This window comes from Desulfovibrio oxyclinae DSM 11498 (genome assembly GCF_000375485.1).
Classification (GTDB): domain Bacteria; phylum Desulfobacterota; class Desulfovibrionia; order Desulfovibrionales; family Desulfovibrionaceae; genus Pseudodesulfovibrio; species Pseudodesulfovibrio oxyclinae.
In genome coordinates this window covers 182,075-201,660 of the sequence record NZ_AQXE01000001.1, presented here as the reverse complement: position 1 = coordinate 201,660, position 19,586 = coordinate 182,075, and the positions used below count along the sequence as shown (strand labels likewise).

The following is a 19,586-nucleotide window of genomic DNA, read 5'->3' as shown; positions in this document are numbered from 1 at the left end:
ATGAAACCGACCAACACCGATCCCAAACGCTGGCCGGTCGTCCCGGCGGCTGTGGCGCTTGCAGGAATCATCGTCTTCATCTTCGCCACATACGGCCCGCCCGCATCGTCGAGCGGTTTCGTGACCACGCTCAAGGGCTTCTTTCTTGAAGTGGCACCGAAGTACGCCGAAACCAATCCGCACTACTCCGCCCTTCCCGGACCGGGCTCATGGCTCATGGGCTTCGTCATCGGCATGGCGGCCGGTGGATTCGCCGCGGGCATCACCGGCGGCAGAAAGGTCCGCGATGTGCCCGAAATCTGGGTGCGCCGCTTCGGCAAAAGCCGCATCAAGCGTTACGCAACCACCTTCGCAGGCGGGTTCCTGATTCTGTTCGGAGCACGTCTGGCAGGCGGCTGTACGCTGGGACTGTTCATGTCCGGCAGCATCCAGATGGCCCTGAGCGGCCTGCTCTTCGGCGCGGTGATTTTCGCAACAGCCATGCTCTCGGCACGAATCGTCTACGGAAAGACCAACGGGAGGAAACAATGACCGACGTTCTTCTCGGCATCCTGTCCGGCGCGGCCTTCGGATTCGTGATCCAGCGCGTCGGCGCGACTGATCCTGAAGAGATGGCGCTTGGCCATCTCATGCAAGACCCCCGGATTCCGCAATTCATGCTTCTGGCGGTGCTGTTCTCGGCCATCGGCCTGTTCAGCCTTCAGGCCGCCGGCGGCGGGAACACCCTGATACTACCACTTACCTTTGGCGCAATTCTGGTGGGCGGCGTGCTATTCGGCATTGGCTGGGGCATGGCGGGCTACTGTCCGGGAACCTGCTGGGCCGCGGTCGGCGAAGGCCGCATGGACGCGGTGTTCGCCCTCATCGGCGGACTGGCCGGGACCGCCGCCTTCGCGCACCTTCATGCCTGGCTTATCCCCGCCATACACGCCCCTACCAACGTGGGACAGCTTACGCTGGCCGACCTGTTCGGAACGCCGCTGGTGGGACTGATCGTCGAAGCCATTTTCCTGCTCGCAGCAGTCTGGCTCATTGGCAAACTCTGGCGGCACGGCGAAAGCGGAGCCATGTGACCATGCGCGCTCTGCACAAACTGCCCCTTGCCGCCGCGCTGCTGACACTCTTCGTTTTAGGCGGTTGCGGCGAAGCCCCCTCAAACGGCGCTTCCGCTCCGGACGTACCGCACGGCTACCAGTCCACCCTGCGCGTCATGCAAAACGGCACGGCGGCCACCTTTGGTCCGTTCATGGGCTACTACTTCCGCCCGGAAGATCCTTCCGACCTGAGCAGGCTGCGTTTCGTGTGCTTCAACGAGGACGGCTTCTATTCCTCGGATGCGCCTGTGAACGCCAAGCTTTTCGAGGGAACGGCAGTCCTGACCCGGCTTCCCGGCAATCGAAACGACCAGCCGCAGGGGCAGGAGCGAATTCTCCCGGTCTTCTTTGACGAGGCCCCAAAGGAATGGCTTGAAACAAGGCCCGAGCCGCAGGACGAGTTTCTGCACTTTCACTCCATGCACGACGGGCGTGGTGCCCGCATGGACGGCTACTGGGTCCGTCATGAGGCGGTTGCCGATTTCACCTACGACATGGGCGGGCGCGTCGAGGACGGCAGTCCGCTCTATCACCGCGTCACCAAAGGACCCGACTCCGACTTTGCGCGCATCGTGGAGTTCGACAAAGGCCCGCAGTAACGCGGATTCTTAGCTCGTATCTTCTTCCAAAACGAACGCCCCCCGGTAGGAGTGGCCGGGGGGCGTTTTGAGGGAGTGTGTTCCCTTTCGGTTGAGAAGGAACGGGGGGCTGTGTTCCTTCTCGGAGGCGAGGGTATGGCTGCAGGTTCTAGGTCCTGCTCAACCTGCTCCAACGGCGCGTGGTAACGTTCGCGCCGCTTTTACCGACGATGAGGCAGTCGCTTCCCGGCTGCGCATCCACAAAGTGGACGCCGTCTTTTGGGGGCATGACGAAAGCCGAGGTGGAGAGAGCGTCGGCCTGCATGACGGTTGGAGCGGTAACGGACACGCTGACGCTCTGGGTGGGAGAGTGAGCGGTCCTGGGGTTGATGACGTGATGATGCGTGCGGTTCGCATCGTAGTACACTTCGTAGCCGCCGGAGGTGGCGACGGCTGCGTCGCGCAGATGGATGACGGAGGGGTATCCGCCCTTGCCCGCGGGATCTTCGATGGCGATCTTCCACGCCTTTCCGGGAGCGCGTTCGCCCCGGGCGCGGATGTCGCCGCCCGCGTTCACGAGGTGATCGACAACGCCGTTGGCGGCCAGCACGTCGGAGGCGCGGTCCACGATGTAGCCCTTGCCGATGCCGTCGAGCGTCACGCCCATGCCCTGCTTGTCGAAACGGATTCCGTTGTCGGAGATACGCACGGCTTCTGTATCGACGAGGCCCAGCGCGTCCTTCATGTCCTTTTCGGACAGGTTGATCCTGCCGTCGGCATCAGCGTGGCCCTTGAGCATCTCCACCAGCGGAAGAACAGTGGAGTCAAAGGCACCGCCGGAACGACGGTTGAAGATCACGGCCTTTTCCATGACTGACCGCAGCTCGGGAGCGACGTCGGACAGGCGGCCGGTGGCGTTCAGCACAGAGACCGGGGTGTCGCCCTTGTGGCGGTCGAAGATGGCGGAAAGCCGTTCGATCTCGCCAAAGGCGCGGGCCGTGGCTTCCTTGGCGGCGTCGCGGGACTCGTGAAGAGCCGTGATCGCCACGAAGGTACCCATGAGGAAGCGAGTTTCGCAGACCTCGAAGCGGTTGTCGGACAGCTTGCGGGAGTCTGTCATGCGAACGGCTGCCGCGACGGGTGCGGGAGTGAGGGCCGCACCAAGCCCGACGATGCCGAGCGAACGCATGAAGGCTCTTCTTGTGAATCGCTTGTTCTGCATGATCTTACTCCTTGCCCGATTCGCTGAATTTCTTGACGTCGGGGTCACCGGCGTATTCGGCACCGGCCTCCGAGTCGTAGCAGGTCAGGCCGCAGCGCAGGCAGCGGCTGCTTTCCTTGCGGGCCGCGTCGAATCCGATGGAACCCTTGACCTCTTCCTTGAATGTGGACTTCCGCTCCTCGATTCCGATTTCGGGCACTTCGATGCGCGGGATGGTGTAAGTCACATCCATGTTCTTGAGGATGGTTTCCGGGATGACGCGAAGCTGCGGGTTCTTCGGCTCGGGGATTTCCCCTTCCGTAATATAGTAGTGGATGCCGCGAGCGGCACGACGTCCGTCGGCAACCGCCTGAATCAGGATGTTGCGGCCGGTGTGGGCCTCGCCGCCCGCGAACACGTGCGGAAGACTGGTTTGCAGAGTGGTCTTGTCGGCCTTGATGCCGCCGGTCTTCTTGTCCATATCGAAGAGCGGCTCGCCGCTTTCGGTCTTGAGCGGACCGGCGTCCACCACGCGGTCGGTGGCGACCACGACCATGTCGGCCTGCACCGTTGCCTCGGTGCCCTCGACGGGCTTGGGCTTGCCGGTGGCCTTCTTGGGATCGTCGTACTGCAGTTCCTGATATTCCACGCCGGTTACCTTGCCGTCCTCTGCCAGCACGCGCACAGGGGCGGTGAGGAACTTGAGGTCGGTACCCAGCTCGGCGGCACGCTTTACTTCGTTCTTGTTGGCGGACATCTTGCGCTGAATGCAGGACACGAGGCCGGTGACATCGGCGCCAAGGCGCGCCGCGCTGCGGGCAACGTCCATGGCGGTGTTGGTGTCGCCAACCACCACGATCCGACGGCCCTGCATGTCGCCGTAAGTGCCTCCGATGCCGTCGAGGAAGGACACTGCGTCCACCACGCCTTCGGCATCGTCGTTTTCCACACCCAGTCCCGGCACCTTCCAGGCACCGGTTGCCATGAACACGGCTTCGAATCCTTCCTGCTCAAGGCTCTCAAGGGTCACGTCCTTGCCGAATTCAAGGCCGGTGCGCAGGTCCACGCCGAGGTCGAGGATGGACTGGATTTCCCAGTCAACGACCTTGGAGGGAAGACGGTATTCGGGAATGACGCCCTTCATCATGCCGCCAAGCTCTTCGCGCTTTTCGAAGATCACCGGCTCGTGGCCGATGCGGCGCAGGAAGTACGCGCAGGACAGACCGGCGGGGCCGCCGCCGATGATGGCGACGCGATGCCCGCTGCGGGGGTTGCAGTCCAGTTGCACGCGGGAACCGGCGTTCATCTCCCAATCCGCCACGAAGCGGTGCAGGGTGTGAATGGCCACGCCCTCGTCCGCGATGTTGCGGCGGCAGATGGTCTCGCACGGTGCGGGGCACAGGCGGCCGACGGCCAGCGGAAGCGGGTTGCGCTCCTTCATGGTAGTCAGCGCGCCGCGCATGTCGCCCATCTTCATCTGCTGCACGTAGGTGCGGACGTCGATCTGCGCCGGGCACTTCTGCATGCAGGGTGCGAGGCAGTCGTCGGTCTTGTTGAGGTGCAGCAGGTCCATGGTCAGGCCGGAAACGCGGATGGCTCCGGTGGGACAGACTTCGGCGCATTTGCCGCAGGAGCGGCAGGCGTTCATGTCCACCACGGGCAGACCGTCGTCGTTCAGGCGGATGGCGTCGAAGCCGCAAACCTTCACGCAGGAGGCCATGCCGATGCAGCCAAGGCCGCAGGACTTCTCGCCGCCGTAAAGCAGTGCCTCGGCCCGGCAGTCCTCGACTCCCTCGTAATCGAAAAGGAGCTCGGCGCGGGAACCGCCTGTGCAGATGTTCTGGGCGACCTTGGGCTCCTTGAAGCCGACCTCGGTGCCCATGATGGCTGCAATGTTTTCAGCAATCTCGGGGCCGCCCGCCACGCAGATTTCAGGCCCGGCCTCGCCCTTGACGATGGCCGCGGCAGCAGCCGAACAACCGGGGTATCCGCAACCGCCGCAGTTGGCGCCGGGGAAGCAGTTGTCAACCTGGGCGATGCGCGGGTCCTCTTTTACGTGGAGCACGCGGGATGCCACGGCGAGGACGGCTGCGGCTGTCAGGCCCAGTAGAAACAGAACCAGAATGGATGATGTTACCATATCGTAAGTGTCTCCTTGACTTGCGCGGTTAGGCCGCCATTCCCTGGAACGCGAAGAAGATCATGGACATGACGCCTGCCATGATCAGGGCGATGGGAACGCCACGGAACACGGCGGGCACCGGAGAGATGTCCAGCCGTTCGCGGATGGCGGAAATGATGACCAGTGCGATCAGGAAGCCGATTCCGGACGCAAGTCCGTACATCATGGACTTGAAGAAGGAGTATCCGTTGCGCTGCACCATGATGGCCACGCCCATGACGGCGCAGTTGGTGGTGATCAGCGGCAGGAACAGGCCCAGCGATTTGTAAAGCGGCGGAATGACCTTTTTCAGGAACATTTCCACGAACTGCACCAGCGACGCGATGACCAGAATGAATGCGATGGTCTGCAGATACTCGATGCCGAAGGGAATGAGTATGTACTGGTGAATGGGCCAGGTGATGGCGGTGGCCATCAGGGTGACGAAGATGACCGCGCCACCCATGCCCAGTGCCACGTCCGTGGACTTGGAGGTGCCCATGAAGGGGCACGCGCCGAGGTACTGGACCAGGACGATGTTGTTGATGAATATCGCGGATATGAAAAGCAGGAAGTATTCCATGGTTTACTGGCCCTCCCCTACTTGCAGGAGTTGCACGCCCCGCAGGAGGCGCAGGTGGAGTTCTGGGAAACCGGCTCGCTCTCGCCCTTCTTGCGGCTGAGGTAGCGGTTCAAGACGTTCATGCCCGCCAGAATCATGCCCAGCCCGACAAACGCGCCGGGCGCCTTGACCATGAAGGACGCGGGCTCGAAGCTCTCCCACATGACGGGAACGCCGAACACCGTGCCGTTGCCGAGCACCTCGCGCAGTGCGCCGAGGAAGGTCAGCGAGGCCATGAACCCGATGCCCATGCCGAGCGCGTCCGCGATGGACGGCAGCACGGGATTCTTGGAGGCGAACGCTTCCGCCCGTCCAAGAATCAGACAGTTCACGACGATCAGCGGCACGAAGATGCCGAGCTTCTGATACAGCGGGTAGGCATACGCCTGCATGAGCAGCTCTACCGTGACAACCAGCGAGGCGGTGACGACGATGAAGCAGGCGATGCGGACCTTGCCCGGAATGATCTTCCTGATGCTGGAGATGATCAGGTTGGACATGACCAGCACGAAGATGACCGCCATGCCCATGCCGAAGCCGTTCTCCGCGGTGGCGGTGACAGCCAGCACGGGGCACAGTCCGAGGAGCACCCGGAACGGCGGCAGCTCGGCCCACAGGCCCTTGACGAATTCCTTGGTTATATTGCTCATGGTGCTCCCTCCTAGGAAGTCTGCCAGATCTTGAGGATTTCGGGCTTGATGCCTTCATAGACCTCGATGGCCTTGCGCACCGCATCCACCGTACCGGCAGCGGAATAGGTGGCACCGGAGATGCCGTCGATGTCGCCGTCCTTGGAGGCAAGCTCCATGCTCTCAAGGCCGTGGCCCTGGAACTGCTTGGTGAAGGAAGGCTTCATGATGCGGGTTCCGAGGCCGGGCGTTTCGGTCTGGGTGGTGATGCCGATGCCGAGCAGTTCGTCCTGTTCCACGCTGAAGCCGACCATGACGCCGATATCTCCGGAGTAGCCGGGAGCGAAGGCTTCAAGGGCCACACCCACGAGCTTGCCGTCCTTCTTGGCCGGGAACACGGTCACGTCGCCCACGTTCTTGCGGTCGGCGATGGGGTCGTTGTCGCGGTCGTCGAGCACGGACAGGAGCGCGGGGCCCTGCACGTAGGTCAGCACCTGCTGTTCGATCTGGGGCTTGGTCGCCTTCTTCAGGTTCACCAGAACCGCGCCGGACGTGGCGCAGATCAGGGACAGGACGACGAGCATATGAAGTATTTCACGCATGTCTTATCTGCCTCCGAAAGGTTTGGGGCGAACCCTGTCCAGCAGCGGGCTGAGCAAGTTGGCGATCATGACCGCGAACGGGACACCGTCCGGGTAGATGCCGTAAACGCGGATGACGATGACCATGGCTCCGGCGATGAGGCCGAAGAGAATCTGCGGCATCCTGCCCACCGGGCTGGAAGAGACGTCCGGTGCGAGGAAGAATGCGCCGAGCATGGTACTTCCGGTCAGCAGATGGAACAGCGGGTCGGCGTAGACTTCGGGGTTGATCATCCAGAAGACGCCGGCGGTGGCGGCCACGCCCACGAGGAATGCAACGGGAATGAACAGTCGAATCCATCCGGCGGCGATAAGGTAGATGCCGCCGGCCAGAAGCGCCACGACCTGCGAGGCTCCCAGTCCGCCGAGCTGCTTGCCGAGGAACAGATTCATGTAATCGAACTGCCAGAGGCTCTCCACACCGAAGTGCATGAGCTGGTCGGGCGCATAGTTGATCAGGAAGTGGGACAGGTTCAGGTCGATGTCCATGGCTGCGGGCCAGGACAGTCTACAGAACGCCCAGGCCACCAGTGGCGCACAGATCGGGTTGGAGCCGAAGCCGCCGAAAACGGTGCGGCCAAGCACGATGGTGATGGCGGAACCGAGTACCACCAGCCACCAGGGCGCGGTGGCGGGCAACAGAAACGCGAACAGTACGCCTGCGTACAGTGCGGAGAAGTTGTCCACGTCGATGTCGCGGTTCTGGAGCTTGAGGCACAGGGCCTCGGTGCCCACGGCCACGGAACCGGCCAGCCCTATTGCGGCGGCGGCCTGCAGGCCGAACATGTACACGGACATGACCATTGCCGGAACGAGCGCCAGCAGATGCGCCTGCATCATGCCCTGGATGGTGCGCCCGCTGCGCCAGTGCGGCGGCGGGGAGACCGTAAGCCGCACGGCGATGTCGGACATTGCCTTTATAACGGGAGGAGTCATATTCAGTAGTCCTTCGCTCTCGATATTTGTCTAAATTGCCGGAAGACCCGGGACTCTAGCCCTGCTCGCTCTGGCGGCTCGCCTTGAGCTGCGCCTTGGCGAAGCGGATGTACTGCAGCAGCGGTCTGCGGGAGATGCAGTTGAAGCCGCACAGTCCGCACTCGAAGCAGTTGTTCAAGCCGTGCTTTTCGGCCATTTCGAACATCTCGTACTCCGCATAGCGACTGATCAGGTGGGCCTGAATCCGTGCCGGACATTTGAGGACGCACTCACCGCAGTTGATGCAGGCTGCGTCCTGAATGGCCGGGAACGTGGACGATGCGATGGAGAACAAGCCGTGGTCGCCCTTTTTCACGCCTTCGTCGAGGCTGTACACCGCGTCGCCGCGGAACGGACCGCCCAGCACGACAGTGTCGCCGGTGGTCACGTTCATGTTCAGCGAATCCATCAGATGACGGATGGGCGTCCCAAGGGGCACGCGGTAGTTGCGTCCGGCCACGGTCATGACGGTGTGAGTCAGCGGCATCCCGGTGCGCACCACGGTGCCGATCTCGTACAGGTCCATCACGCTGAGCACCTTGGTGTCGGAAGGCAGTTCCTTGCCGGTGACGGACTTGACCACGAGGGCGTCAAGACAGTTGGGGTACTTCGGCTTGACGGTATGGACCGACGATCCGGACAGCTCGTAGGAGGCACCGGCGGCAACGGCCAGCACCGTCTTTTCCGGAGTCATGAAACGGCGAACCATTTCGAGTCCGGCTTCGACGGTTTCCTTTTCATCCTTGAGAAGCTGTTCGGTCACGGAGATGCCGGGCTCCGGGTTGAGTCCGTTGATCACCAGCGTTTTGACCGGTGCCAGCGCGGACACGCCAATTCCCAGATCCTGCAAAGCACGAAGCAGATCCTTGCCGGGCTCCATGGAGCTCACGTCAACGGGCTCGACCGCGTCTTCTCCGCCGTCACACTTGATGGTCATATGGTAGTAGTTGACCTTCATGACCTTGCCGGATGCGGCCGCGTGATAGGCGCCGCCGAACTTGGACGGGTGCTCGGCGATCATTTCGCCGCGGGCCACCTGCTTGCCTTTCTTGGTCTTCAGCACGAGGTTGCGCACCTGGATGTTGAGCTCCGAGGGCGCTTCGATGTCGGAAATGCCGTGCTGAAGTTCCGATTCGAGTGAGTAGTGAATCTTAAGCATCGGGGCTACCTCGCATGACAGTCGTAACAGGTGTCGTCGCCGTAGGGCCCCGCACCCATGTCTTCATGACAGTTCATGCACTGGGCGTGGAAAGCGTCAGCACGGGTGGGGATGAATTCGGTATCGGGACGATTGTCTTCCGCGAGCTCTTCCTGCGGCGTATCGTAGTGACAGCGCAGGCAGGCATCTTCGCTTTCGAAATTATTCTGGTGCTCGGCGCGGAAGGTTTCATCGAATGCAGCGGGGTGACAGCTGCCACAGGAAATGAACTTCTCCTGACCGATGCCGTCGTGGTGACAGTCGACACAGGCGAAGCCGTAGTCCTCGGTATGAGCCGCATGGGTGAAGATCACCCTGCCGCCCGCATTGTCCAGAATCACACGAGGCGGCACTTCCTGCTCGCCTGAAGGCGTCAGGTAGCCGACCAGCGCGGTGGCACAAAGAACGGCGACGATTATTGTTATCGGGATATATCTGTTCTTCAACGGATCAAAACCTCTTCTGAAGTAATTTCCTCATACTGCGAGTCGTTATCGACTCAGAAAAAACCGGTGTTGGAACTGTGTCCTGAGTTCTCCTGCTGCCCTCGCCCTCCTTGGTGCATACTTCATGGTTTACAAATGAGAGCCCCGTCGCCTATGGCCCCGCGACGGTGGCCCCCCGGCCTGTTCGGTTTCGATTTCCAGTGCGCCGCAGCGCACCGGCAGAAATATGGCGACCCTTTCGGCCGCACCTTGATTGATCAATCAAACCAATCCTCGTTTAGCACGGAACGTGCCATAGGAAGCGTTCTCTAATGCAAAAATTTCACTGATAATTCAGAGTTCCACGATGCCGGGGATATGCGTGGATTCATTCATCCTCTGATACAAGGAAGGCGGCATGTGAAATATCGCGCAAGCAAAAGTCATCCCCGCGACGATTTGCAGAAGAGTCCGAAAAACAAGACACCCAACAAGGGCCCCGTTTTCAAACAAAGACCCTTAATGACAGGAAATCACTCCATACGGCATCCCGGACCGCCATGTCCGTTTTTCCGGACACGCTCTCAATCAGTCCAAAATAGTGAACATGTGACGCCTCAAACCCGCTTGGCCTCGTGAACTGCAACAACACAGAGCAATGCCTGAGCGGATATTGGAGAAGGGATCAACAATCTCAATCAAATCGCAAAGCACTGTATTTACAGCGCATTCTTCAGCAACAGTAAGACAGTAAGTCATATCGGGAAGTGGAACGATTCTTTCCGGTTTGCATATGAATCAGGGGGAAAAGTCCGATTTTTCACATACACCTTCTGCCGAGTCCGGTTTCCACAATATCGAGCGGGCAATGGCTTTAGAGGAAACCGCACTGCAAAGTGCAGGCGAGCACGCGGAGTCGAGGCTACATGGATTCGTGCTGGGGCGGGTAGGTGTTATGCAAGACTGGCGGGCATGGGGGCGCCGAGAGTGCACTGGCTGGAGCACATAAAAAAGGCGGGAACCTTTCGGTTCCCGCCTTGATATCCACTTGAATGCGTCGAAGAACTAGACGCAGCCGGTGGGCTTGGGCAGACCAGCCATCTTACAGGCTCCCTTGCCCGGTCCGGAGGGGAACAGTTCGTAGATCTGCTTCAGCTTGAAGCCGGTGACCTTGGAAAGGATGCGGACCATCGGAGCGATGCCGTTCTTCTTGTAGTAGTCCTGCAGGAAGTCGATGACCTTCTGGTGGTCTTCGGTGAGTTCCTTGATGCCTTCAGTGTCTTTGACGTAGTCCACCCATTCAGGGGTCCAGTCTTCAAAACGCTGCAGGAAGCCGTCTTCATCAACTTCGAAAGTCTTACCCTGGAATTCGACAACAGCCATGGTTTCCTCCTAGTAAGGATGATTTGCTTACATGTTTCCGGATTTTGTTCCGGAGCCTATCATTATCAATAAACAGCGATCCGCTGTTCGGTGACTCGTTGCGTGTGTCGCGAAGTCTGACAAAGTCTATAATGTCAGAACTCGTCTTTTGTCAACCATGTCGCCGTGTTTTCCCCTGTCTCTCAGCGAAGAAATTTATCCTTGCGAGGCAAGGAGTTCCTCGTGATGGGGACGCGCCCATTCAAGCCCCGGGTTCATGGAAAGCGCCACGTCGAGATAGTCCAGCGCTTCCGATGCGTTGCCCATGAACTTATGACAAAGGCCAAGGTTCGCGAGATCTTCGGGATTGCCGGAGTCGATATCCAACGAGGCCTGAAAATCCTCGGATGCGGAATTATATTCTCCCATGCGGAACCGGCACACGCCGCGCAGGTTGAAGAACTCCTTCACGTCCGCATCGTAGCCGATGGCCCTGTCCAGATGCGGCACGGCATCGGCCCAGTCCTCGGCCAGCGTCAGGGCGTACGCCTGGTAGAAGGCGCAAAGCGCGGCCTCTTCCCTTGCGGGCTGTAGCGGTTCGGCATCGGCAAAGCGGTCGGCGGCGTACATGATGTCATCCATGCGCAGGGCCAGCATACCCTGGAAGAACGGAACAAAGTGGGCGTCGGGATACACCTGAGCCAGAACGTCAAGCCCTTCGAGCGCCTCGTCGAACGGTGCATCTTCGGCCAGTGCCCGGCCCACGAACATGCCGAGGCTGGCATGGGGCGTGCGCTCGCGGAACAGGAATCCTGGAACGAAGTTGTAGTTGGCGGTCACGCCGAGTTCCGGGTGCGTGGTGTCCACAGAATACAGGGTGTACCCCATGTCGCGCAGCCCGTCGGCAAGGGAAGCCAGCTCGGTGCGGATGTTCTCGTCCTCGACCTCAGGCAGCGCATCCAGCCTGCAGACCGGTCCGGCCTGAAGCCACTCGGTCTGTTCTGGGTCGGTATACTTCGGCAGCCCGGAGGCCTCGTAAACGCGGCTGGTCTCAAAGTCGCCAGCGAGCTGGGCGATCTCGGTCACGGCGCGCACTGCTGCCTTTTCCGGCGTGGCCGAAGTTCCGGCAGTATAGACGATCTCGCTCAAGCCGGGGAAAGTGGAAGGGTCCCATGCAAGGGCACCCACCGTGGGCACCGGGAATCCCAGCGTGAAATCCTTGAGGATCAGCTTCACGCCGTTGTCGGCGAAGCACCTGCAAAGCCGCTCCAGAACCGGATCGTCGGACGTTGCCGGATCGATGGTTGGCAGCTCCGGAGAGGTTCGGTCCACCACGGCGCAGACATGGCGCTCCACCAGCTCGCACGCTCCCTGAAGGATGGATTCCTCGAACGTATTTCCGGCGGAAGAGCCGTTGAATTCATTGAGCTTTTTAAACCAGTCGAGGGGGACATGCACGTCCTTGCCTGAGGCCACGTCATGTGCTGGATGAAAACGCCAGCTGATGAGGTCGAGAATCCGCACAGCGTCCTCTTCGCTCATGCCCTCTTCGCCGACGGACTGAAGCACTTCGGAAACCGGCATGATGCTTTCCGGCCACTTTGCGGCGGCTTCGGACCATGTCAGCTTTTCGAAATTCTCTTCGTTGCTCCAAAAGGTAAAATAGCTGAACCGCTCCACCAGCTCCATGAGCGCGGAAGCTTCGGCCTGCTCTGGCGAGGCACCCTTTCCCATTTGCTTGCGGGTGGGCATGACTTCGGCAGCCTTGGGGCCGCATTTGCTGACGAAAACCGGAATGCCGAGGCGACCAGTGTCCACACGATCCGTCTCTGCCAGAACGCCTTCACAGGTCTCGGCCAGACAGGCTCTGACGCGGCTGACGGTTTCCTGAGGGGAAGCGGCCTTGTCCTGATCCTTGGTATATGTCTTGAAACAATCCTTGAGCCGAATCATCAGGAAGTCCTCCTCAACCGGTAGAGCACAGAAGCCCTCTCCTGCCCGGTTTCTTCATCCTTATAAGGGAACTCCTGCTTCATCATGCGGTAGCGGCCCTCGGCGCGCTTGAAAAAGCCCTGTCCCTTGCGGACGCTGTCGAGCGCAATGACGATCTCCGCTTCCGGAGTTTCCGCCAGATGACGTTCAAAAAATGCGTGCAACGGCTCGTAAACATGGTCCTGATACAGGATTTCACAGCCGATAATCATGTCAAAGCGGTTAGGCAGTTCGGCCTTGGTAAAGTCGCAGTCCACGACCTCAACATTCGCTTCCAACCCGTTCTTGAGCACGCCGATGCGGCTGAACAGCAAGGCGTCCGGTTCGACGTCGGAAACCGTGACCTTCAGGCCTCGGCTGGCGGCCACCAGTCCGGAAACGCCAACGCCTGCGCCGACCTCAAGCACGCGAGCCCCTTCCGGGAGAGGACAGCGGGCCATGAACATGCCAAGCATCAGGCAGGACGGCCACATCTTGGCCCAAAGCGGCAGCTCTACCGAATCGCCGGGGCGGGTCTTGCCCACCAGACGATCAAGATACCGGGGCATGTCCTTTATCTGCGGGATCTGCAATGTCACGCCCGCAATGCTCACCTCTTCATATACGATGCCGCCGAAACGTCGTTCGGCCTCGGCAACCAACGCCTCAAGGGGCTGGTTCAGCTCAAAATCCTTGGCGGACAATTATATACCCTCCGGGTATGCTTTTTAAGCGGTAAAAAAGGGCCTAGTGATCGACCCTGTCCATCTTCTCCAGCGTCCACAGGGCGTCAGTATCGCCCTCGGTACGGGAGAATTCCCAGACGCCACGATAATTGTATGGCGTCTCGCCTGATGCCCCGCGTCGCAGGGTGGCGTCGAAAAGCACGGAGACCACGGTTTTGCCGTCCTCGGTCCTGCGGTCGGCGAGTCGCGCTTCGACCAGCATCACCTCGGTGCGGGCGGTGTCGCCGCCAGCGGCTTCCTGCTTGAGTTCTTCATATAAGGAAGGGGCCAGAAAATCGCGAAGCTCGTCCAGCGTTCCGGCGTCTCGCGCCTGCTGAAGGCGAGTAAAGAAGAGCTTAGCCCCTTCGATGAACTCGGCGGGTTCGAAGTCCGTTCCCGAAGTGTTTGCCTTCGGCCGTGCCGGTTGCTGCGGCTGTTCGGAGTCCGAAGAGAGCATGTCCCACGTGGCTCTGGCCACGTCATAGCGGTCGCGCGGTGCGGAGGCATCCTTCTCCTGCTCCGAATTGCTCTCAGGAGGATTTCCGTCCTGAGGTCCGCGGCGCTGATCCTGACCGCCGCCGAAACGACGCTTGAAGACGCGAATCAGGAGAAAAACGAGAAAGCCGAGAAGGATCAGGTCCACCACGTGCATACCGGCAAAACCGGGAACAGCCGCCGCGGCGGGTGTGGGAAGAGCCAGCACCGCGGCTGCGGCTGCAAGTATTCTTTTCAGGGACATGAGTAATCCTTACTTTATTATTTCCAGATCCCTCAGCACGGAGAGGAGCGAATCTATCTCCACCGGCTTGGGGATGTAGGCGGCCGCGCCGCCCTGATAGTAGGCCTTGACCACCGTAACAGGGTCGTTGATGGCCGTTACCATGATGACCTTCACTTCGCTCTGGGCCCGAACGCCGTGCCTTGCCTCGACGTCGCGTATGGCCTTCAGCGCTTCGTGTCCGTCCATGACGGGCATCATGATATCCAGACACACAAGCCCATAAGGGTTCCCTTCGGCAAGGGCCTTCTCGAAGGCTTCCACTCCACTCTTGCCGTCGGAAGCAGTGTCGCACTTCCCGTAATCCGAGAGAAGCGAGGTCAGAAGCTTGCGGCTCGTGTATTCGTCTTCCACAATGAGTATGCGCATAAACCTCTCCAAAATGGATTGCGCTCTCATACACGATAAGATCAAGCGCGGCAATCTTCAACCCCCTGTGGATTCCGTAATCCATCCCCTTGCACGATCATCGCGGAAGAAGTAAGCATTCTCCCAACCGACCAGCACTTTTCAGGGAGAACCGAATCATGCCCGACCACCTGCTTTTTCTGACCGGCCTTCAGGAGTTCTTCAGCAACCCCGAATGGCGCCTGTGGCCCTTTGGCCCCGGCTACGGACAGACGCTGCTTCCCAATCTGGCCAGGCTGGCCTTCGTCATCGCGCTCATGGGCCTGATCCTGCTCTTCGTGCGCGTCCTGTTCGGTCCCAAGGGAATCTTTCGCGACCACGAGCTGGACCGCGAGGCCGAAGAGGAGACACGCAGGGAAATCGAGGAACTGGACCGCCAGTACGAAGCCGGAGAAATCAACGAGGCCGAATACAAAATCAAAATGCGCTCGCTCAAATGACAACAATCCGGTTGCGGGAGCACCTGTCCCGCTTCAATGCCTTCACCGCCCCTTTCTTAAGGGAAGGGGATGAAAACGTGATCCTCAAGCACGATCACACCATGCGTGTGGTCGAAAATGCCCGAAAAATCACGGATGCCGAGGACATTCCCTCCCCCATGCGTGAAGCCGCGCTCCTCGCGGCGGTCTATCACGACGCCGGACGATTCATCCAATACCGCGACTACGGCACGTTCCGCGATGCGGAATCCGCAAACCACGCCCGGCTGAGCATCAGGGCCATCAAGAACCACGGGCTACTCGACGGCGTTCCCGAGCCTATCCGGCGGCTGACGGTCGGCGCAGTGGCCCTGCACAACGTCCGGGCCATTCCCGAAAAGACCACTCCCGCCATCCGCACGGCACTTTCGGTGGTTCGCGACGCAGACAAGCTGGATATCCTGCCAGTGATCCTCGACCACTGCGATCAGGGCGGCGACAATCCAGTCGTGATGCACGGAGCCACCCCCGATCCGTACAGGTTCACCCCGGAACTGTTCGAGCAGATTCTCTCCGGCAGGCTGGGCGACTACGAACTCATCCGTTGGACCAACGACTTTCTCATCCTTCTCGCTGGCTGGATTTACGACCTGAACCACCCCTACTCCTGCGGCCGGGTTCTGGACGACGGACTGCTGGACCGCATCTTTGCCCATCTGCCGGAAACGACCGAATTCAAAACGCTTCGCGACTCCGTAACGAGCCACGCCATGAGGAAAAGAAGGGCCTAACCTCCTTGCGATTAGCGACGCTTCCGTCTATTCTGGTATTTGGTTAGCCTCAACCAATTCCAAAGGCGCACGAATGAACAAACTCGGCAGCAAGGCATACAAGGCTTTCCGGCACGTCGTCGTGGTGACGGACGTGGAGGTACACGCACGGCGCGACACGGAAACCATCAAGAATTTCGCTCCCGAATACGTCAAGACGTTTTCCTCTGGCACAGAGGCCGTGGACTACATCGCCCAGAACGGCGTGGACCTCATCCTGTGCGACTCCACCCTGACCGACATGCAGGGCGTGAAGTTCTGTCAGATCGTCCGTAAGAATACGCACAACCCGCCCCCGGTGATCATGGTAACGCTGGAAAACCGCAAGGACCACGTGCTCGACGCCATTGCCGCGGGCTGCACAGGGTACGTCTTGCGCCCCTACTCCATCGCCACCATGGAACGCTATCTCGTGCTTGCCAGACAGCTCGACGACTACCCGGAAATCGAGGAACTGGAGCTGCAGGAAGCCAAGGAGATGGTCAGCCGGGGCGAATTCGACGAAGCCATCGAAGCCTTCGAGGAGCTCATATCCTATCAGGACGAGGCCCAGCGGTACTACGACATGGGCTGCAACTTCCTTGTGCAGCACAAGTACGGCAAGGCCATCGTCTCCTTCAAGAAGGCGGTCAAGATCAACGACCTCTTCGGCGAGGCCTACAAGGGGCTGGCCGATGCCTACAAGGGCAAGGGCGACGACGAGGCCACCAAGCACTATCTGCAAAAGGCCGCCGACGTTTACGCCCAGTTCGACAAGCTGGAAGAGACAAAGGCCATCTTCATCGAGATTCTCAAATACGACTCGGAAACCCCGAACCCGTATAACAGCCTCGGCGTACGCCTGCGCCGGCAGGGCGATTATCCCGGTGCCCTGCATGCCTACAAGCAGGCACTGGAGCTGACGCCGAACGACGAAAACATCTACTTCAACATGGCCAAGGCCTATTACTTCATGGGGCACAAGGAGGACGCGGGCAAGAATGTCGCCATCGCCCTCAAGATGTGCAACGACTTCCCGGAAGCGGCCAAGCTTTTCCAAAGGGTTTACGGCAAGCCGTGGACGCCGGTCATCGGCCAGCTCGGGGATCCCCGCGGCATCTCCAACTCCGCAAAGGACGTCTAGGGGGCCACATGGGCACCGAGGCACTGCTCCGGTCCGGATCATTCCTCGCCGTCCTGCTCGTTATGCTGGCGGCGGAAACCATCTGGCCCCGGCGCGCGCCCCGCAAGCCGAAATTTGCCACCTTCGCCAACAACATCGGCATATCGGTCCTGTCCGCCGGGCTGGTGCGCCTGCTGTTCCCGGTCCTTCCGGCCACCACCGCCATCGTTGCCGCCGATCGCGGCTGGGGGCTGCTGAATCAGCTTCAGCCACCATACTGGATATCCTTCGCAGTTTCGTTGATTGTGCTGGATCTCGCCATCTACTGGCAGCACGTGGCCTTTCACCGCATCCGGCCGCTCTGGCGCATACACCGAATGCACCACGCGGACCTCGACATTGATACGAGCACCGGCGTGCGGTTCCATCCCATCGAGATTGCCGCTTCAATGCTTCTGAAATGCGCGCTGGTGGCGATGCTCGGAGCCCCTTTCGCCGCTGTGGTGGCCTTTGAGGTCATTCTCAACGCCTGTTCGCTCTTCAATCACGCCAACCTCAGGCTGCCGCTGCGGCTGGACGCTGTCTTGCGCACGCTTCTGGTGACGCCCGACATGCACCGTGTGCACCACTCCACGGACATGCGCGAAGCAAACCGCAACTACGGTTTCTGCGTGCCGTGGTGGGACTATCTCTTCGCCACCTACAAGGCCCAGCCCGACGATGGCCACGACGGCATGACCATCGGACTGAACATTCTGCGCAACGTCCGCTACTCCCGTCTTCCGGGTATGCTTTCCGTTCCTTTCGTCACAAAGGGCTGACCTGTCACCTGTTGCCAAAAATGGGCGAAGTGGTAGACTGCTGAGCGTTCCCGACAACACAAAAGGAGTAGCACATGAGCGAACTCGCCAGACAATACGACGTGGTCATTCTCGGTTCCGGTCCCGGAGGGATCCAGGCCGCAATCCACGCATCCCGCAAGAAAGCATCCACCCTGCTGCTGGGCCGCATCGCCGACAGCAGCCTTTTCTGGGCACACGTGGAAAACTACTGCTGCATGTTCAAGGTCTCGGGCGAGGAAATTCTGCGCACCGGACGCGAACAGGCTCAGGCCTTCGGCGCTGAGTTCTTCGACGAAGACGTCCTGAAAGTCGAAAAGAACGGCGACCTGATCGTCATGGAAACCGAAAGCGGCGAGATCATCGAGGCCAAATCGCTGATCATCGCCACCGGCACCACGCGCAACAAGCTTGGGGTTCCGGGCGAAAAGGAACTGCTCGGAAAGGGCGTGAGCTACTGCGCGGACTGCGACGCAGGCTTTTTCAAGAACGAAGTCGTAGTGGTGGCCGGCTGCCGCAGCGCCGCGGCCGGCGGGGCCGTGACCCTCAGCCATCACGCATCGGAGACCCATCTGATCTGCAACGAGCTTGACGTGAGCGACAAACTGCGGCTGCGGCTCGTGGATGCCGGCGTCATCATGCACGAGGGCCGTTCCATCGAAAAGATCGAAGGCGAACATGCCGTTACGGGCGTGACCCTCGACGATGGCGAAAAGCTCGATTGCGCCGGGGTGTTCATCGAGCTTGGCGCCAAGGGCGTACTCGAACTGGCGGCAAGCCTCGGCCTGACCATGGACGAATCCATGCGTTACGTGGACGTGGACCGCAAGCAGCGCACGAACGTCAAGGGCATCTTCGCTGCCGGGGACATCACCGGTCCCCCGCTGCAGATGGCCAAGGCCGTTGGTGAAGGCTGTGTGGCGGGTGTCTCTGCCGCAGCCCACGCAAAGCAGTTCAAATAGGATTGAGGGCGCCTGCCTGGCGCTGATACTCGATATACTCGGCGACGGCCCGGCGGAAGTCCTCTGCCGGGTCGTCGAACGTCAGGACGGCATGGGGCACGTCCTCCTTTACAAAGCGCCGGTAGACACTGCACGACACTTCGTACTCGTCCCCGGCACCGAAGACCCGGAAGCGAAGCACGGCATGAGCGCCCACTTCGGGAATCTCTTCATCAGGATTCAGGCGCATACGTGCCGCCGAGGTGCTCATATCCACGAGAAACCCGGCGTGCGCGTCCTTTCCGTTCGTCAGCGTGGCCGGGAAAGAGCACATGGCCCTCGGTTCACTGCGGACGTCCATGTCTTCAGGATATCCTTTGGGTAGAAGGCGCACCGTTGTTCCGGAACCGTAGTGCGACTCTTCTACACGGGCCCGAAAGCCCAACAGGCGTCCCTCACGTGCAAAAAGGACAATGACGGGGGCATTGGCGAGAATTCTTCCGGCAGCATAGACAGGCGTCGAAACATAGGCCACGATCCCGCTTTCCGGGTCGCTTTCGGTTACCACACCCACGAACCTGTCGCCCAAGGGCGGAAATTCGAACAGGGCCCTGTCTCCGACGGCCAACTGCATACCTACCCCTCACTCTTTGCGTTCACACTAGCAATTCAAGCCGGGCTGGGCAA

General features: G+C 60.3%; 22 protein-coding genes. 8 read left to right on the top strand and 14 right to left on the bottom strand.

Annotation, left to right across the window (positions count from 1 at the left end; genetic code table 11):
• The 3 genes from B149_RS0101055 to B149_RS0101045 are packed head-to-tail and all read left to right on the top strand — an operon-like array spanning position 1 to position 1,693.
• Positions 1-531: a YeeE/YedE thiosulfate transporter family protein gene (locus B149_RS0101055; RefSeq protein WP_018123304.1), complete on the top strand. Its 531-nt coding sequence runs from the start codon at positions 1-3 to the stop codon at positions 529-531.
• The gene (locus B149_RS0101050) at positions 528-1,073 is read left to right on the top strand and encodes a YeeE/YedE thiosulfate transporter family protein (protein ID WP_018123303.1); all 546 of its coding nucleotides are present in this window, start codon (positions 528-530) and stop codon (positions 1,071-1,073) included. Before B149_RS0101055 ends, B149_RS0101050 begins: the two co-directional genes overlap by 4 nt.
• A gap of 2 nt (positions 1,074-1,075) precedes the next feature.
• Complete coding sequence (locus tag B149_RS0101045; RefSeq protein WP_156816706.1) at positions 1,076-1,693, top strand: hypothetical protein; 618 nt, start codon at positions 1,076-1,078, stop codon at positions 1,691-1,693.
• Positions 1,694-1,841: 148 nt separating this feature from the next.
• On the opposite strand, the gene B149_RS0101040 is transcribed toward B149_RS0101045, so the two are convergent.
• The 13 genes from B149_RS0101040 to B149_RS0100980 all read right to left on the bottom strand — a co-directional run bounded on the left by B149_RS0101040 (position 1,842) and on the right by B149_RS0100980 (position 14,729).
• Positions 1,842-2,894 carry an FAD:protein FMN transferase gene (locus tag B149_RS0101040; protein ID WP_018123301.1) on the bottom strand — a complete coding sequence of 351 codons (1,053 nt, stop codon included), beginning with the start codon at positions 2,892-2,894 and terminating at the stop codon, positions 1,842-1,844.
• Positions 2,895-2,898: 4 nt separating this feature from the next.
• A complete protein-coding gene (locus B149_RS0101035; protein ID WP_018123300.1) occupies positions 2,899-5,013 on the bottom strand; it encodes an FAD-dependent oxidoreductase in 2,115 nt (704 codons plus the stop codon).
• A gap of 28 nt (positions 5,014-5,041) precedes the next feature.
• Complete coding sequence (locus B149_RS0101030; RefSeq protein WP_018123299.1) at positions 5,042-5,617, bottom strand: electron transport complex protein RnfA; 576 nt, start codon at positions 5,615-5,617, stop codon at positions 5,042-5,044.
• A 17-nt stretch (positions 5,618-5,634) separates the two neighbouring features.
• Positions 5,635-6,306 (bottom strand): electron transport complex subunit RsxE, encoded by a 672-nt coding sequence (gene rsxE, locus B149_RS0101025; protein ID WP_018123298.1) that lies wholly within the window; start codon positions 6,304-6,306, stop codon positions 5,635-5,637.
• A gap of 11 nt (positions 6,307-6,317) precedes the next feature.
• Positions 6,318-6,887 (bottom strand): RnfABCDGE type electron transport complex subunit G, encoded by a 570-nt coding sequence (gene rnfG / locus B149_RS0101020; RefSeq protein WP_018123297.1) that lies wholly within the window; start codon positions 6,885-6,887, stop codon positions 6,318-6,320.
• 3 nt (positions 6,888-6,890) lie between these two features.
• Positions 6,891-7,862: an RnfABCDGE type electron transport complex subunit D gene (locus B149_RS0101015; RefSeq protein WP_026167379.1), complete on the bottom strand. Its 972-nt coding sequence runs from the start codon at positions 7,860-7,862 to the stop codon at positions 6,891-6,893.
• Between the two features lie 55 nt (positions 7,863-7,917).
• Complete coding sequence (locus tag B149_RS0101010; RefSeq protein ID WP_018123295.1) at positions 7,918-9,060, bottom strand: 4Fe-4S dicluster domain-containing protein; 1,143 nt, start codon at positions 9,058-9,060, stop codon at positions 7,918-7,920.
• Positions 9,061-9,065: 5 nt separating this feature from the next.
• On the bottom strand, positions 9,066-9,545 hold the full coding sequence (locus tag B149_RS0101005) for a cytochrome c3 family protein (RefSeq protein WP_018123294.1): 480 nt from the start codon (positions 9,543-9,545) through the stop codon (positions 9,066-9,068).
• Between the two features lie 1,044 nt (positions 9,546-10,589).
• Positions 10,590-10,907 (bottom strand): TusE/DsrC/DsvC family sulfur relay protein, encoded by a 318-nt coding sequence (locus B149_RS0101000; protein WP_018123293.1) that lies wholly within the window; start codon positions 10,905-10,907, stop codon positions 10,590-10,592.
• A 195-nt stretch (positions 10,908-11,102) separates the two neighbouring features.
• Positions 11,103-12,839 (bottom strand): YcaO-like family protein, encoded by a 1,737-nt coding sequence (locus B149_RS0100995; RefSeq protein ID WP_018123292.1) that lies wholly within the window; start codon positions 12,837-12,839, stop codon positions 11,103-11,105.
• Positions 12,839-13,561 (bottom strand): class I SAM-dependent methyltransferase, encoded by a 723-nt coding sequence (locus tag B149_RS0100990; RefSeq protein ID WP_018123291.1) that lies wholly within the window; start codon positions 13,559-13,561, stop codon positions 12,839-12,841. Before B149_RS0100990 ends, B149_RS0100995 begins: the two co-directional genes overlap by 1 nt.
• Positions 13,562-13,604: 43 nt before the next feature.
• A complete protein-coding gene (locus B149_RS0100985; protein WP_018123290.1) occupies positions 13,605-14,321 on the bottom strand; it encodes a Tim44 domain-containing protein in 717 nt (238 codons plus the stop codon).
• A 9-nt stretch (positions 14,322-14,330) separates the two neighbouring features.
• Positions 14,331-14,729 carry a response regulator gene (locus B149_RS0100980; protein ID WP_018123289.1) on the bottom strand — a complete coding sequence of 133 codons (399 nt, stop codon included), beginning with the start codon at positions 14,727-14,729 and terminating at the stop codon, positions 14,331-14,333.
• A gap of 158 nt (positions 14,730-14,887) precedes the next feature.
• On the opposite strand from B149_RS0100980, the gene B149_RS0100975 reads away from it, so the two are divergent.
• The 5 genes from B149_RS0100975 (at position 14,888) to B149_RS0100955 (ending at position 18,920) form a co-directional block, all read left to right on the top strand.
• Positions 14,888-15,208, top strand: coding sequence for a hypothetical protein (locus tag B149_RS0100975; RefSeq protein ID WP_018123288.1), 321 nt, complete (start codon positions 14,888-14,890; stop codon positions 15,206-15,208).
• 77 nt (positions 15,209-15,285) lie between these two features.
• Complete coding sequence (locus tag B149_RS16105; protein ID WP_018123287.1) at positions 15,286-15,978, top strand: HD domain-containing protein; 693 nt, start codon at positions 15,286-15,288, stop codon at positions 15,976-15,978.
• 73 nt (positions 15,979-16,051) lie between these two features.
• Positions 16,052-17,140, top strand: a complete 1,089-nt coding sequence (locus tag B149_RS0100965) for a response regulator (RefSeq protein ID WP_018123286.1) — start codon at positions 16,052-16,054, stop codon at positions 17,138-17,140.
• Positions 17,141-17,148: 8 nt separating this feature from the next.
• A complete protein-coding gene (locus tag B149_RS0100960; protein WP_018123285.1) occupies positions 17,149-17,940 on the top strand; it encodes a sterol desaturase family protein in 792 nt (263 codons plus the stop codon).
• Positions 17,941-18,014: 74 nt separating this feature from the next.
• A complete protein-coding gene (locus B149_RS0100955) occupies positions 18,015-18,920 on the top strand; it encodes an NAD(P)/FAD-dependent oxidoreductase (protein WP_018123284.1) in 906 nt (301 codons plus the stop codon).
• On the opposite strand, the gene B149_RS18485 is transcribed toward B149_RS0100955, so the two are convergent.
• Positions 18,913-19,533 (bottom strand): PilZ domain-containing protein, encoded by a 621-nt coding sequence (locus tag B149_RS18485; RefSeq protein ID WP_018123283.1) that lies wholly within the window; start codon positions 19,531-19,533, stop codon positions 18,913-18,915. The two genes, B149_RS0100955 and B149_RS18485, sit on opposite strands and share 8 nt — an antisense overlap.
• Between the last annotated feature and the right edge of the window lie 53 nt (positions 19,534-19,586).

Bases quoted from the DNA above. Each gene is read 5' to 3' on its own strand.
- B149_RS0100955 (WP_018123284.1), top strand. From the start codon at position 18,015: ATGAGCGAACTCGCCAGACAATACGACGTGGTCATTCTCGGTTCCGGT.
- B149_RS0101050 (WP_018123303.1), top strand. From the start codon at position 528: ATGACCGACGTTCTTCTCGGCATCCTGTCCGGCGCGGCCTTCGGATTC.
- B149_RS18485 (WP_018123283.1), bottom strand. From the start codon at position 19,533: ATGCAGTTGGCCGTCGGAGACAGGGCCCTGTTCGAATTTCCGCCCTTG.
- B149_RS0100960 (WP_018123285.1), top strand. From the start codon at position 17,149: ATGGGCACCGAGGCACTGCTCCGGTCCGGATCATTCCTCGCCGTCCTG.
- B149_RS0100980 (WP_018123289.1), bottom strand. From the start codon at position 14,729: ATGCGCATACTCATTGTGGAAGACGAATACACGAGCCGCAAGCTTCTG.
- B149_RS0100995 (WP_018123292.1), bottom strand. From the start codon at position 12,839: ATGATTCGGCTCAAGGATTGTTTCAAGACATATACCAAGGATCAGGAC.
- B149_RS0101055 (WP_018123304.1), top strand. From the start codon at position 1: ATGAAACCGACCAACACCGATCCCAAACGCTGGCCGGTCGTCCCGGCG.
- B149_RS0101035 (WP_018123300.1), bottom strand. From the start codon at position 5,013: ATGGTAACATCATCCATTCTGGTTCTGTTTCTACTGGGCCTGACAGCC.
- B149_RS0101030 (WP_018123299.1), bottom strand. From the start codon at position 5,617: ATGGAATACTTCCTGCTTTTCATATCCGCGATATTCATCAACAACATC.
- B149_RS0101045 (WP_156816706.1), top strand. From the start codon at position 1,076: ATGCGCGCTCTGCACAAACTGCCCCTTGCCGCCGCGCTGCTGACACTC.
- B149_RS0100965 (WP_018123286.1), top strand. From the start codon at position 16,052: ATGAACAAACTCGGCAGCAAGGCATACAAGGCTTTCCGGCACGTCGTC.
- B149_RS0101010 (WP_018123295.1), bottom strand. From the start codon at position 9,060: ATGCTTAAGATTCACTACTCACTCGAATCGGAACTTCAGCACGGCATT.
- B149_RS0100985 (WP_018123290.1), bottom strand. From the start codon at position 14,321: ATGTCCCTGAAAAGAATACTTGCAGCCGCAGCCGCGGTGCTGGCTCTT.
- B149_RS0101015 (WP_026167379.1), bottom strand. From the start codon at position 7,862: ATGACTCCTCCCGTTATAAAGGCAATGTCCGACATCGCCGTGCGGCTT.
- rnfG (WP_018123297.1), bottom strand. From the start codon at position 6,887: ATGCGTGAAATACTTCATATGCTCGTCGTCCTGTCCCTGATCTGCGCC.
- rsxE (WP_018123298.1), bottom strand. From the start codon at position 6,306: ATGAGCAATATAACCAAGGAATTCGTCAAGGGCCTGTGGGCCGAGCTG.
- B149_RS0101040 (WP_018123301.1), bottom strand. From the start codon at position 2,894: ATGCAGAACAAGCGATTCACAAGAAGAGCCTTCATGCGTTCGCTCGGC.
- B149_RS0101000 (WP_018123293.1), bottom strand. From the start codon at position 10,907: ATGGCTGTTGTCGAATTCCAGGGTAAGACTTTCGAAGTTGATGAAGAC.
- B149_RS0100975 (WP_018123288.1), top strand. From the start codon at position 14,888: ATGCCCGACCACCTGCTTTTTCTGACCGGCCTTCAGGAGTTCTTCAGC.